Raw genomic sequence first — 12996 nt, 5'->3', positions numbered from 1 at the left:
TCCGACCTACGCGCGCGCCGCCGCAAGGCTCTGCGGCCGGATCACCAGCCGGCCGGCTCCGAAACGACCTCGTACACGCCCGTGAGGTTCACCATCCGCGGCAGTTCGGCCTGGTTGATGACCACGCCGAACTCCTTCTCCAGGGCCGCGAGGATCTCGATCGCGCGAAGCGAGTCGGCGTTGTGGTCCTCTTTGAAAAGGCTGGTTTCCGAGACTTCGTCCTCCTCGATCTCAAGAATGTCGCAGACGATTTCCTTGATGACGACAAGACGCTCTTCACGCGTTTCAGCAGCCACGCCCATACCCCTTTCGCGAATTGCCTCTGCGGCAATTCCAGTAACTTCCATAAGATTTCTAAGACACGACTATCGACTCCGGCAAGACGCATTGCAAAAAGCTGCCAAGTAAGGCTGCAGACTTTCTGCGGGCAGCGGAAACAGCCGGAGTACGGCATGGTTCGGCCCCCTCACCGCTCGACGCCGGCATCGTTCGGCGGCCGCGGCTCGCACAGCCGGCAGGCGACGCGGGGCCGGAACGCGGGACCGCCGCAGCCCGCACGGACGGGGACGCCCGAGGCGGCCCGGCACCGGGCCGGGCAGGGTCCGGATTCAGCGCAGACGGGATGTCAGGTCGGCGACGAGCTCGTCCCTCCGCGGCACCAGGTAGAAGTGGTCGCCCCGCAGCACCCGCAGTTCGAAGCCCTTCGGAGCGACTCCGGACCAGGCGCTCATCTCCTGCGCGGTCACGTTGGGATCGTGGTCCCCGACGTAACCGATGACCGGGCAGCGCACGGGCACAGCGGGCCGGGGGCCTTGCTCGGCGTACCGCCCGACAATGGCGAAGTCGGCCTGGAGCGCAGGCATCACGAGTTTCCGGAGGTCGGGGTCCTCCAGCAGTGCGGCGTCGGTGCCGCCGAGCCTGCGGACCTCGGCGAGGACGGACTCCTCACCGCCCAGATGCGCGATCCGCGGCCGCTGCCCGTGGGGCGGCCGCTGGCAGGAGACGAGGAGCACGCTCGGGCCGAAGCCGTGCTCCCGTTCCAGACGGACCGTCACCTCGTAGGCGAGCGAGGCCCCCATGCTGTGGCCGAAGACGGCCAGCGGTACGTCCAGGTGGGGCAGGACGGCGGCGGTCACCGCGTCGGCCAGTTCCTCCATGGTCTCCAAGCAGGGCTCGGCGATCCGCTCCTGGCGTCCGGGATACCGGGCGACCAGAACCTCGACGTCGTCGCCGAAGGCGTTTCCCCAGGAGTGGTAGAAGCTCGCGGAGCCGCCGGCGTGCGGCAGGCACAGGAGTCGCATGCGCGGCGCGGCAGGCGGGGCGTACCGCCGGAACCACATCTGGCCGCTGCGGGTGTTGTCGCTCAGGGTGTTCATGGCTACCGGTCTTCTTAGACCGACCGGCAAATGGGGGGCGGGAGAAGGAGCGGGGCTGGGTGCGTGCAGCTGCAAGGCGGAGGATTGAGGCAGATGGGGTCTCCCCTGCTCGAGCGAAGCCGAGAGCTTGGGGAAGGAGCGTTGGTGATTGACGACAACGCCGCAGATGCGCGTGCCCGGCCCCGCGACGCCGCCCCCCATCTGCCGGTCGGTCTTAGTCGGGGTACGTCGGTCCAGAGCGGCGGGGCTGTCCACGGCGGTCACCTCGACATCGGGAGCGATCCGGCGGATCAGGCCCGTCAGTACGCGCCCGGGTCCCAGCTCGACCAGCCGCCGGCAACCGAGCCGTCCGGTCAGGGTCCGCACGCTCTCCTCCCAACGCACCGGGGACACCAGCTGCCGCACGGCCAGCTCCGGCCAGTTCCCGTCGCCGGAATGCGGCTCGGCGTCCACGTTGGCAACGACCGCGAGGTGCCCGGGGGCGAACGTCACATCCTGCAGGGTCCGGGCCAGACGCTCGGCCGCGGGCGCCATGAAGGGGCTGTGGAAGGCACCGCCCACCGACAGGCGGATCAGTTTGGCCGCGATGCCCGGAGCCAGTTCCGCCGCCCTCCCGACACCGTCCTCGGAGCCGGAGAGCACGACCTGGCCGGGGGCGTTGACGTTGGCCACCCAGACGTCGAGGCCCTCGGCCCGCACCCCGGCGGCCAGTCTCTCGACCTCCCGGAGTCCGGCCCCGACGAGCACGCCCATGGTGCCCGGGCGGCGTTCCGCGGCGTCACGCATGGCCCGCCCCCGGTCCGCCACCAGGGTGACGGCGTCCGGCAGCGTGAGCACTCCGGCAGCCGCCAGTGCTGCGTACTCCCCCAGGCTGTGCCCCGCGCACGCCACGGCGCCGTCCAGCGCCCCGCTCCGGACGGCCTCCGCGTGGGCCATCACAGCCACCGCGAAGACCGAGAGCTGCGCAAGATCGGTCCGGCGCAGCTCGTCGGTGGGGGTGCGCAGCAGCAGTTCCTCGATGTCCTCGCCGCAGTGCCGGGAGATTTCGTCGACCAGGCTCCATGCGGCTGTGTCCCGCCATGGATCGCCCATGCCTTGGCGTTGCGTCCCCTGCCCGGGGAACACCAGACCGATCGGCGTCGGGTTCAACTGTCCACACCTTCCACGCGACACATGGGCAGAAACGGGGCCCGCACCCGGCGGGGTGAGGTTCGGGTGACGGGACCCCCGCTCGCCGGTTCGCCGCGGGCCCGGGGAGTGAGGTCCCCAACGCTGCGCCGCATACCGGGTCACCGGCGGCACAGAAAAGACAACGGCCGTCGGAGTTCTTGGGGTTCGGAGCGTTCGGACGTCCATTTGACGCGGACGCCGCTCGTGTCGTCCATGTGTATCCGGCGCCACCGACCGGGTGCAACGAGGGCTACAGGAAGCTGCCAGTGCCGGACGGGCCGTTGCGTGGGCACGGCGTGCCGTCGGTGTCGCTCGCCTCCCGCACGGATTCCCGGGCCGGTACGTCCTGCCGTCGCGAACTACGCTGGGCCGGCAGACCGATTCCCCCCTTGCGCAGCCCGGTGGGTGCGTGAGCGGCAGTCTGCCTTCCCTTGGGAAGTAACCCGAGCTCGGCTGCGCGAACCCCCGCCTGGAAGCGGGAACTCGCCCCCAGGAGCGCCATGATCTCCGCGACGTACCGGCGGTAGGTGCGCACCGAGACGGAGAGCTCGCGCGCGGCGGCCTCGTCGGTGATGCCGACCTGCAGGCAGTTCAGAATCTGCCGGGCCGCGTCCGCTCGGACGCGGTCACCGAAGTCGATCCGTTCCTCGACCGGGACCGCGTGGCGCCAGAGCCCGTCGAAGAGGGTGCCCAGTGTGCGGGTCACGGTCGTGGCGCGGATCACCGAGGCCCGCCGTCCGATGACCGACTGCGAGGTCACGAGAGCAGCCGCCCCATCGACGATCATCGCCTGAAGCATCGGTACCCTGGCCACCCGCACCTCGTACGGAAGGCCCTCCAGCATGTGGAGTTGGACCACGCCGTCGTCGAGCATCGCCTGGGTGCACAGGAGTCGAAGTTCGATGTCCTTCCGGCAGGGCGCCAGCTCCCAGTACACGGAGCGGATCGCCTCGACGTGCTCCGAGTCGGCCAGCACGATGTCGATGGTCCGCTCGGCCTCGGACACGAGTCGCAGGGCGACCGATTCCAACTCGCCGCAGTCGGCGGTGACGGTGGTGATCAGGGAGTCCCGCACGACTCGGTCGCGGTGCTTGACGACGGTCGCCTCGATCAGCCGGCGGACCTCCATGAGCGTCTGCTCCAGGTCGTCCGCGGGCTGTTCGTTGCGATGCCCGGCGTCTTTGGCGGGGTCGGGACGGAGCCGTCCGACAGGATAGGGATCGGTCACGACGTCGTGATTCTCTGCAGCAGGGGAGCGTCGGTGCGCTGGGGCAGCAGGCCCATCTCCACGGCTCGGACCCCGGCCTGGAAACGGGAGTTGGCCCCGAGCTCGCGCATGATCTCCGCGACATGACGGCGGTACGTGCGCAGCGACACCTGAAGTTCGCGCGCCGCCACGTCATCGGTGCGGCCCTCACGCAGCCGTTCCAGGATGCGCCGCGCAGACTCCGTCCGCAGCCGCGCGCTCATGCGCTGGTGCTCGGCGAGTGACCGGGCGTTGGCCCACGATCCGGCGAAAAGCAGGTCCAGGGCGCGCGCCGACGCCGTGTCCTTGACGACCGCGGCGTGCCCCGCCCTCTCCGGACAGGCCAGTATGAGGGCGACTCGGCTGTCGACGATCAGCATCCCGCGCAACTCGCCCTCGGCAACCCGAATCTCGCACCGGGTGCCCCGGAAGTCGGCGGCGCTCGGCGTGCCGTTGCTCACCGCCTGCGGCGTGCACAGCAGTCGGACGGTCGGACCGCCCCGGGCGCCGGCCCCGCTCCGCTCGGTACGCTCCCGGGAGGGGGTCGCGTGGGCGGCGAGCGCCTCGAACACGGCAGAGACGTTCCCGTCGGCGAACAGTGACGCGGAGACGGAGTGCCGTGCCAACCCGATAAGACGGGCGGCTGTTTCGCCGACGTCGGCATCTTCTGCACGCATGACAAGGGCTTCGTGTGCCGGCCTGGTCCGGTGGAGAGACATCGTCGATTCGATCAGCGCACGGGCCTGAAGCAACGCGCTTTCCATGCTGTTGTTGCCTTCGGCGGTATTGGCCGGGCAGCGGCCCGGCCGGGCCGCTGCCATACCCCCCGAAACTGTTCCGATCGCGACCGGAATCAGGTGTTCGCCATAAGTTCTAGACGTGGAAGTCTTCATTGCACCGACCATTTCCCCGTAATGTTCAGCGAAAGAAATACTCACCCCCCGTTGAGGATGAAGTCAATGACTTCGACATCAGGAATCACATTCCCTCAACCCCAACCCCCCCAGGGGGATTCACAACGCAATATCTTTTTCTTAACCACCGTGAATTCATTGTCTATTCACCTGCCGGGAAATAAATTCACGACGCGGCGCGCCCGACCGTGAGAGGTCAAGCCACCTGACTCTGAACTCCCGACATTATGGGCTGGTCGCGAACCAAGTCAACGCCGGGCAGCAGACACGACCCCGATAAAGTCCGTTCTCTGTAGTGGACCTCGCCGACCACCCCTCCCGAACCACCGGCCGGGTGTCAGCAAGTTGCAGCACTCCCCTGCAACCCCCCGGGGCCGACCTCCACCCGGACACGGATCACACTCACCCGATGACAGCGAGCAATGTTCGCGGCGTGTCGCTGTCCACTAGCTGTCATCGGTCGCCGGCCGGCCGGGGCGGCCGGGGCGGCCGACCTAACGTCTCGGCATATGACCGTGCCTCAGATCAGCACAGAACAAGCCGCTGAGCTCCCGGGCATCCGGGGCGCAGCGGACGGGGCGACCGTGTGGTGGTGGCGGGGCGCAACGACTGTCCTGACCGCGGACCTGGCCCTCCTGGACGACTCCGAATTGCGGCGTCTGGGACGCATCCGCTCCCCGGCCGGGGCCGCGGAATTCGTCGGCAACCGGGCGTCGGTGCGCCGCATCCTGGCCGGTCTGCTGGGCGCGCCGCCGGAGCGGATCCACCTGGGTCGCAGGCCGTGTCCGGGCTGCGGGGATCCGGAGCACGGCCCGCCGACGATACTGAACCCGCAGGTCATGTGCTGGATCAGCATCTCCCACACCTCAGGCTGCGGCATGCTCGCCGTGGCCGGTGCGCCGGTCGGCGTCGATGTCGAACGGGCACGGGACATCCGCGTGGACGAGCTCGCGCCGACCACCCTCACGCCGTCCGAGGTGAAGCAACTGGACGGGCTCACCGGGGATGCGCTGCGCCAGGCGTTCCTGCGCTGCTGGACCCGTAAGGAGGCCGCACTCAAGGCGGTCGGCGTCGGCATCACGGTTCCGCTGGACCGGGTGGAGACGCATCCAGCCACTGCCGGCACCATCACGGTCGCCGCCGGGGTGCCCGGAACGCCCCAAGCGTGGTCTGTCACCGACCTGCCGATACCGACACCTTGGACAGCCTCCGTGGCCCTCCCCGCCGGGACAGCCGGCCCGGTCCGACTGCGCGCCCACCCCGGAAATTGAACCCGCCCCGGAGAAGTCACTTCGACACGCGTGCCAAAAAGGCGTGCACCGAATCAATTCACCGCCCGGTTCCACCTCGGCATTCTGTTCAATTTTGAACAAGATCGCATAAAGCCTGAATACCCAGGAGTAACAACCTGGCGCTTCTCGCAGTCCGATCCGAGGCTTCCACGCATCGCCCCCGGCGGTCGATTGACCGCCTTCCCGCATGTTGCCGAATCGCCGGGAAACCGTGGACGGGCAGGGAAATCCACCGGAACCACGCGGGCCCGGGGACCGTGACAGCGATTCGCGATGTCTCCCCGGTCGCCTTCCGTCGGACATGGGACCGGCAGGACACTTCCGTCGCAGTGACACGAGTTCCCCATCACCGGCCGCACTCCGGACCGTTTCGTGAACTCACCAATTGTGACTGGAAGTTACAGACGCCAACGCTGTTACCGAACGACTCCGCGCAGCTGTGGCGGCGGTCCGTGAGATGCCCCGGTGACGTACGGGCTCGCGCCGCGCCGTCTCCAGCGCCTCCTGCCGGGCGACGCGCGGCCTCCCCGGTGGTGAGCAGGGCGGTGCGGTCCGCCCGACGCCGGGCCGTTGTGGGCGAGACCTGGAAGCGCTCGGCAGCCCGCCGCCGCGCTCAGCCCTCCTCGACCACGCAGCGGGCCAGGCGCAGGCGACCGGTCTCAGTCAGGGGTGCATCACAGTGAGGCGTGAGGCCTTCCGGTCGCCGGTGAAGATGTCGCAATCCGCACCAGGCCAGAAGGCCCTCACCCATTTCAAGATCACTCAACCGTGAACCCCGTCACCAACCTCCACGGACGGAACACCTAGAGCAGCGGTCCGGTCACCGGCTCGACCGCCGCGACCAGCCCGCCCGCCCGTACGAACGCGTCCGCCGCGGCCAGGTCCGGTGCCAGGAAGCGGTCCGGTCCCGGCCCCTGGACGCCCGCCGCGCGCAGCGCCTGGACGGCGGCCCGCGAGGCGGGCGCGGGGGTGAGGCCCTGGGCGGCGCGCAGTTCGATGGCGCGGGTCGCCGCGTACAACTCGACGGCGATGATCCGGGCGAGGCTGTCGACGGCGGTACGGAGCTTGCGCGCCGCCGACCAGCCCATGGAGACGTGGTCCTCCTGCATCGCGGAGGACGGGATCGAGTCGGCCGAGGCCGGGACCGCGAGCCGCTTCATCTCGCCGACCAGGGCTGCCTGGGTGTACTGGGCGAGCATCAGGCCCGAGTCCACACCGGGGTCCTCGGCGAGGAACGGCGGCAGCCCGTGCGAACGGTTCTTGTCCAGCAGCCGGTCGGTGCGGCGCTCGGTGATCGAGCCGAGGTCGGCGGCGACGATCGCCAGGAAGTCGAGTACGTAGGCGAGGGGGGCGCCGTGGAAGTTGCCGTTGGACTCGACCCGGCCTCCCCCGCTCCCGGCTCCGCCCGAGGAGGTGCCCTCCCGCAGCACGACGGGATTGTCGACGGCGGCGGCGAGTTCGCGGTCCGCGACGGTCGCGGCGTGGTCGAGGGTGTCGCGTCCGGCGCCGTTGACCTGGGGCGCGCAGCGCACGGAGTAGGCGTCCTGCACGCGGGGCGCGGTGTCCTGATGGTGACCCGTGAGACCGGATCCGGCGAGGACCCGCAGCATGTTGTCGGCGCTGACGCCCTGGCCCGGGTGCGGGCGGAGGGCGTGCAGTTCCGGGGCGAGCACCTTGTCCGTGCCGAGCAGCGCCTCCAGGGAGAGGGCGGCGGTGATGTCGGCGCAGGTGTAGAGGTTCCTCAGGTCGGCGAGGGCCAGGAGGAGCATCCCGAGCATGCCGTCGGTGCCGTTGAGGAGGGCGAGGCCCTCCTTCTCGCGCAGTTCGACCGGGGTGATGCCGTGGGCGGCGAGCAGTTCGCCCGCGGGGCGCACGGTGCCGTCGGGGCCCTCCGCGTCGCCCTCGCCGATCAGCGTCAGCGCGCAGTGGGCGAGCGGGGCCAGGTCGCCGGAGCAGCCGAGCGAGCCGTACTCGTGGACGACGGGGGTGATGCCCGCGTTGAGGACGTCGGCCATGGTCCGTGCGACCTCGGGCCGTACACCGGTGTGCCCGGAGGCTGCCGTCTTCAGCCGCAGGAACATCAGCGCGCGGACGACCTCGCGCTCGACCCGCGGGCCCATGCCCGCCGCGTGCGAGCGGACGATGTTGCGCTGGAGCCGGCCGCGGAGGTCCTGGCCGATGTACCGGGCGGCCAGCGCGCCGAAGCCGGTGGAGACGCCGTAGACCGGCTCGGGCCCGGCGGCGAGCGCGTCCACGATCTCGCGGGCGGCGGCGAGCTCGCCCACGGCGGCCGCGGAGAGCTCGACGCGGGCGTTGCCCCGGGCCACGGCGATGACGTCCCGGGCGGTCGTACCGGACGTCCCCACCACGACGGTGTGCGTATCCACATGCAGAAGCCTACGGACGAATCCCGCCATGTCGCCATAGGCCGTACGGCCGGTCCCGCCCCGGTCCGGTCACGCGGTCAGGGGCGGCTGCCGCGCAGGTGACGGCGGTCGTGCGGGGACCTGGGCGGCGCGTCGGCCAGCCGGACCACCTCGCTGTCGCGCCCCGCCACCACCGGCTCCGTGGAGCGGGCCGCCTTCGCCCGGTACTGGGCCGCGTCCGCCAGCCGGAACAGCCGCCGCGCGGACACCACCGGGCCGATCGGATCGCCGGTCGACGCGATCCCGCACGCCACCCCGTCACCGAGCTCCAACTCGGCTGCCCGGTCGCAGAGTTCGGTCGCCACCCGGATCACGTCGTCCGACTCCGGGCCGACCGCGAGCAGACAGAACTCGTCGCCGCCGAGCCGGGCCGCGAGCGCACCGGGCAGCATGGCGCCGCAACGGGACAGCACCGAGCCGAAACGTTCCAGCAGACGGTCGCCGACCGCATGGCCGTGCGTGTCGTTGACCCGCTTCAGACCGTTGAGGTCGCAGACGACCAGGCTGACCACCGCACCGTCCGTCCGGTGCCGCTCCACCGCCTCGTCGAGCCGCACATCGACGGAGCGGCGGTTGGCCAGCCCGGTGAGCGGATCGGTGAAGGCGAGCTTGCGGACCTCCTCGAGCCGTTCGGTCTGGGAGATCCCGGCGGCGACGACCGCGGCCAGCACGGTCGCGAAGTCCGCGTCCTGGCGCCCGAACACCGGCTCTCCCACCGGGCGGGCCACATACAGCTCGCCCCAGGCCCGCCCGTGCAGCACGATCGGCGCGACCACGCAGCAGCCGCGCCCGCGCCGGCGCAGGGCGGCCACCCGCTGCCGGCCGTACCCGCGGCCGTACCCGCGCACCCCGGCGCCCGGCATCCCGTCCACCGGGCCGTCGGCCCTCTCCACCCAGGCGTCCGGTTCGCCGCCGCCGGCCCACCGTTCGTGCAGGAACTCGGTGATCTCCGGGAACTGGTGCACCGGGTACGTCTCCTCCTCGGGGAACTCCTCCTCCCCTTCGGCCCGTTCGCCCGCGTTCACCAGCACGCGCAGCCGCCCGGGCCCGCGCTCCCACACGGAGAGCGCGGCGAAGCTGCCGCCCAACGCCTCGCACGCCCCCAGCGCGGCCGCTCGCCACGACCCCCGCGGGGTGTGTGCCGCCGCCATCGTCTGCGCAAGCGAAACCACGGCCCGCAGGCGCGCATCATCACCACCCATCGCTACAGTTTATGTAGATCTGCAGTGATTTGATCAGTTTGGGATGTCGAGAGTGTTCACTGCGTGTCCCGTTGAACACTCAACGTCATTCGCCGGGCCAGTTCGGCTTCCTCTTCTCATTGAACGCGGCCACGCCCTCGGCCCGGTCGCCGGAGAAGGCCACCGACCGCCAGGCGGCGTCCTCGACTTCGAGACCGGCCCGCAGATCGAGGCCGTGACCGAGCCGCAGCGCCCGCTTGGCGGCCCGCAGTCCCACCGGGGAGTTGGCGGCGATCCGGCCCGCGAGCGCCAGCGCGGCCTCCCGGTCCCGTCCCGCCTCCACCAGTTCGTCGACCAGTCCCGCCTCGTGCGCCTCGGCCGCCGCCACGCGCCGGGCCGTGAAGACCAGCTCGGCGGCGCGCGCCGCACCGATCCGCCGCGGCAGCAACTGCGTACCGCCGCCGCCCGGGATGACGCCGACGGACACCTCGGGCAGGCCCACCACGGCCGTGCGGTCGGCGACGATCAGATCGCAGGACAGGGCCAGCTCGAATCCACCGCCGAGCGCGAAGCCGTGCACGGCCGCGATCGTCGGCATCGGCAGTTCGAGCACGCCGGTGTAGGCGGCGCGGGCGGTGGGGCGCTGGCGCAACAGGTCGGCGTCGGTGAAGGAGTTCCGCTCCTTCAGGTCCGCGCCCACGCAGAAGGCCCGCTCATGGCTCGATGTGAGGACGGTGACCCGTACGCCCGGGTCGGCGGCGAGCGCGGCACAGGCGGCGGCGATCGAGCGGGCCATGTCCGTGGACACCGCGTTCATCGCCTTCGGCCGGTCGAGGACCAGCTCGGTGACGTGTTCCTGCCCTTCGTGGACCCGTACGACGACGAATTCACCGAACCGCTGCTCGGACGTGACGGTCATGACTGCACCCTCCGGTTAACGATCGTTACCGGAGGGATCCTATGGGGCGCCCCGGACAGCGGTCCGGGGCGAGTGGCGAGCGGTGGGTCCCGGGCGGGCTCAGGACGTGCCCCGGCGCGCCAGCAGCCAGGGCTCGACGACGCCGAGGCCGCGCACCGGGCGCTGCCACATCGGCTGCAGCCCGTAGCGGTACGTGGGCATGGACACCGGCTCCACGCCGTCCTGGCGTTCCTTCTCCGCGATCGCGGCCTCCTCCGCCGCCTGCGCCTCGGACGCCGGGGCGTCGCCGGTGCGGATCAGCTCCTGTGCGAACGCGCCGTCCACCAGCACGGCGTCCTTCGGCGCTATCGAGGTCAGCCGGCTGGCCAGGTTCACCGTCGTACCGAAGACATCGCCCATTCGGGTGGTGACCGTGCCGAACGCGATGCCGACGCGCAGCGCGGGCATGGTCTCGTCCTGGGTCATCGCCTCGATCAGGCGCAGCGCGATCTCGGCCGCGGTGCCCGCGTCGTCGGCGGCGAAGAGGACCTCGTCGCCGAGGGTCTTGATGAGCCGGCCGCCGTGGGCGGCGACCAGGTCGGCGCAGGTGGTCTCGAACGCCTCGACCAGTTCGCCGAGCTCCTCCTCCTCCAGCCGCCGGGTCAGCCGGGTGAACCCGACGAGGTCGGCGAAGCCGACGGCGAGGCGCCGGTCGACCATCTCCTCGTCGTCGGCGGCCTGCACGACCCGGCCGGTGGCGGCGGCGAGCTGGCGCCGCCACACGTACACCAGGAACTCCTCCAGCTCCGGGAGGAGCAGCTCGACCAGCGGGTACGTGACCTCGGTGCGGGTCATTCCGGGCTCGGGCGGCTCGGTCAGCCCTTCCAGGAAGGAGTCGATCTGCCACTCCGCCAGCCGGGCGGTGGTCTGCCCGGTGGACCGGGCGACCTGGATCGCCATCGGCTCGCTGAGCAGCCCCGCCTCGACGAGACCGGCGAGCCGGCGCAGCGCCAGCACGTCGGCCTCGGTGAGCGCCCTGGCCTGCCCGATGTCGGCGAAGCCCATGGCCCGCCAGAACCGGGACGCCAGGTCCATCGAGACGCCGGCGGTACGGGCCGCCTGGAACGGTGTGTAGCGGCGGTCGGCACCCAGGATCAGCTGTTCGAGCCGGATCGCGAGGGGATCGTCGGTCGGTTCCGCCGTGTGGTCGACATCGTGATGCGGTGTCGGGTGGCCCGAGGGTTGCGACGGTGGCTCCGCGCCCGCGCCGGAGGTCGTGTCGTCGACGGTCACCAGCCGCCTCCTGCCCGTTCCCTGCGCACTGCCCTGCCGATCTGTCGGTGGATCGCCTCAACGATACGGCAGGTGTGCCGTGGCTCACGTCCCCAGGGCGTCCCGGAATGTTCCCGGGTGAGCCGGGGCATGGACGGTTACGGCTGGTGGGGGGGCCGGGAAGGCACGGTCCCATGCCCTCGCACGTGTCACGTCAGGCCGCCGCCGAGCCCGCGCAGGTGCACGATGTCGCCCGCGGACACGGGTTCCTGGAGACCGTCGTCGGTGGACAGGATCAGGCGGCCGTCGCTGTCGATCGCCACGGCCTCGCCGGTGAGCGTGCGGTTGCCGGGGAGCTGGGCCCGTACCGCCCGGCCCAGGGTCGCGCAGCCAGCCGCGTACGCCTCCTGCAGGCCGCTGGCCGCCGCGTCGCCGTCCGCCGCGCGCCACTGGACGTACCAGTGCTCCAGCGAGCGCAGTACGCCGCGCAGCAGCGTCTCCCGGTCGGTGGAGACCGCACCGGCCAGGGCCAGCGAGCCGGCCGTCGGGACGGGGAGTTCGTCGGCGCGCAGGGAGACATTGAGGCCGATGCCCACGACGACGCCGTCCCCGGCGCGCTCGGCCAGGATGCCGCCCGCCTTGCGTTCCTCGCCCAGTCGGGTCTCCCCTGGACGGAGCTTGTCGGAGTCCCTGGGGATGGTGACCAGCAGATCGTTGGGCCACTTCAGCGCCGTGTCGACGCCCGCCGCGCGCGCCAGGCCCGTGGCCGTCGCGACGCCGGCGAGGAGGGGCAGCCAGCTCCACTGCCGCACGGGGATGTCGCCCGGTGCCAGGAAGACGGAGAAGAACAGGCCGGAACGGGCCGGAGCCGTCCAGGTCCGGTCCAGCCGGCCGCGGCCGGCTGTCTGCTCCTCGGCGATCAGCACGGCGCCCTCGGCGAGCCCCTGCGCAGCTCGCCGGGCGAGGTCGGAGTTGGTGGACCCGGTGGTCTCCACGACGTCGAGCGAGGTCCACAGTCCGCCCGGCCGCAGCAGCCCGCGGCGCAGCGCGGGGACGTTCAGGGGCGGCCGGTCCAGGTCCGACCAGCGGCTGTGAGGCGCATCCGAAGGTGTCATGCAAGCCAGACTAGGTGTGGTAAACGACGCACTGCCGAACCGAATCGACGCCGATACGCTACGGATCAGTAGGTGTTCAGTACCTGATCAGTGGGTGTTCAGCAGC

10 protein-coding genes and 1 pseudogene are annotated in these 12996 nt (G+C 71.0%); 1 reads left to right on the top strand and 10 read right to left on the bottom strand.

What is annotated here, in order from left to right; translation table 11 throughout:
- Positions 1-41: 41 nt before the first annotated feature.
- From OH735_RS23595 to OH735_RS23580, 4 genes are all read right to left on the bottom strand, one after another.
- Positions 42-302, bottom strand: a complete 261-nt coding sequence (locus tag OH735_RS23595) for an acyl carrier protein (protein WP_406383514.1) — start codon at positions 300-302, stop codon at positions 42-44.
- Positions 303-608: 306 nt separating this feature from the next.
- Positions 609-2525 carry a thioesterase domain-containing protein gene (locus OH735_RS23590; RefSeq protein WP_406383513.1) on the bottom strand — a complete coding sequence of 639 codons (1917 nt, stop codon included), beginning with the start codon at positions 2523-2525 and terminating at the stop codon, positions 609-611.
- 271 nt (positions 2526-2796) lie between these two features.
- Positions 2797-3774, bottom strand: a complete 978-nt coding sequence (locus tag OH735_RS23585) for a transcriptional regulator (protein WP_406383512.1) — start codon at positions 3772-3774, stop codon at positions 2797-2799.
- A complete protein-coding gene (locus OH735_RS23580; RefSeq protein WP_406383511.1) occupies positions 3771-4685 on the bottom strand; it encodes a LuxR family transcriptional regulator in 915 nt (304 codons plus the stop codon). The genes OH735_RS23585 and OH735_RS23580 overlap by 4 nt, the downstream gene beginning before the upstream one ends.
- 530 nt (positions 4686-5215) lie before the next feature.
- On the opposite strand from OH735_RS23580, the gene OH735_RS23575 reads away from it, so the two are divergent.
- The gene (locus OH735_RS23575; RefSeq protein ID WP_406383510.1) at positions 5216-5977 is read left to right on the top strand and encodes a 4'-phosphopantetheinyl transferase family protein; all 762 of its coding nucleotides are present in this window, start codon (positions 5216-5218) and stop codon (positions 5975-5977) included.
- Between the two features lie 466 nt (positions 5978-6443).
- Here OH735_RS23575 and OH735_RS23570 read toward each other — a convergent pair.
- From OH735_RS23570 to OH735_RS23545, 6 genes and pseudogenes are all read right to left on the bottom strand, one after another.
- Positions 6444-6719 (bottom strand): annotated as a pseudogene (locus OH735_RS23570) (hypothetical protein); the annotation flags it as partial.
- Positions 6720-6801: 82 nt separating this feature from the next.
- Positions 6802-8415 carry a histidine ammonia-lyase gene (gene hutH, locus OH735_RS23565; protein ID WP_406383509.1) on the bottom strand — a complete coding sequence of 538 codons (1614 nt, stop codon included), beginning with the start codon at positions 8413-8415 and terminating at the stop codon, positions 6802-6804.
- Positions 8416-8462: 47 nt separating this feature from the next.
- Positions 8463-9626: a diguanylate cyclase domain-containing protein gene (locus tag OH735_RS23560; protein WP_406383508.1), complete on the bottom strand. Its 1164-nt coding sequence runs from the start codon at positions 9624-9626 to the stop codon at positions 8463-8465.
- A gap of 85 nt (positions 9627-9711) precedes the next feature.
- Positions 9712-10524, bottom strand: coding sequence for an enoyl-CoA hydratase/isomerase family protein (locus OH735_RS23555; RefSeq protein ID WP_406383507.1), 813 nt, complete (start codon positions 10522-10524; stop codon positions 9712-9714).
- A 99-nt stretch (positions 10525-10623) separates the two neighbouring features.
- The gene (locus tag OH735_RS23550; protein ID WP_406383505.1) at positions 10624-11796 is read right to left on the bottom strand and encodes an adenylate/guanylate cyclase domain-containing protein; all 1173 of its coding nucleotides are present in this window, start codon (positions 11794-11796) and stop codon (positions 10624-10626) included.
- A gap of 188 nt (positions 11797-11984) precedes the next feature.
- A complete protein-coding gene (locus OH735_RS23545; protein ID WP_406383504.1) occupies positions 11985-12890 on the bottom strand; it encodes a biotin--[acetyl-CoA-carboxylase] ligase in 906 nt (301 codons plus the stop codon).
- Between the last annotated feature and the right edge of the window lie 106 nt (positions 12891-12996).

It is taken from the genome of Streptomyces sp. NBC_01618 (assembly GCF_045209435.1).
GTDB lineage: Bacteria > Actinomycetota > Actinomycetes > Streptomycetales > Streptomycetaceae > Streptomyces.
The sequence above is the reverse complement of the archived record's forward strand: the minus strand, read 5'-3'. Positions and strand labels throughout refer to the sequence as shown.

What these genes read in the sequence shown, in the direction of transcription:
- OH735_RS23595 (WP_406383514.1), bottom strand. Translation starts at nt 302, where the DNA reads ATGGGCGTGGCTGCTGAAACGCGTGAAGAGCGTCTTGTCGTCATCAAG.
- OH735_RS23580 (WP_406383511.1), bottom strand. Translation starts at nt 4,685, where the DNA reads ATGAAGACTTCCACGTCTAGAACTTATGGCGAACACCTGATTCCGGTC.
- OH735_RS23575 (WP_406383510.1), top strand. Translation starts at nt 5,216, where the DNA reads ATGACCGTGCCTCAGATCAGCACAGAACAAGCCGCTGAGCTCCCGGGC.
- hutH (WP_406383509.1), bottom strand. Translation starts at nt 8,415, where the DNA reads ATGGCGGGATTCGTCCGTAGGCTTCTGCATGTGGATACGCACACCGTC.
- OH735_RS23560 (WP_406383508.1), bottom strand. Translation starts at nt 9,626, where the DNA reads ATGGGTGGTGATGATGCGCGCCTGCGGGCCGTGGTTTCGCTTGCGCAG.
- OH735_RS23555 (WP_406383507.1), bottom strand. Translation starts at nt 10,524, where the DNA reads ATGACCGTCACGTCCGAGCAGCGGTTCGGTGAATTCGTCGTCGTACGG.
- OH735_RS23545 (WP_406383504.1), bottom strand. Translation starts at nt 12,890, where the DNA reads ATGACACCTTCGGATGCGCCTCACAGCCGCTGGTCGGACCTGGACCGG.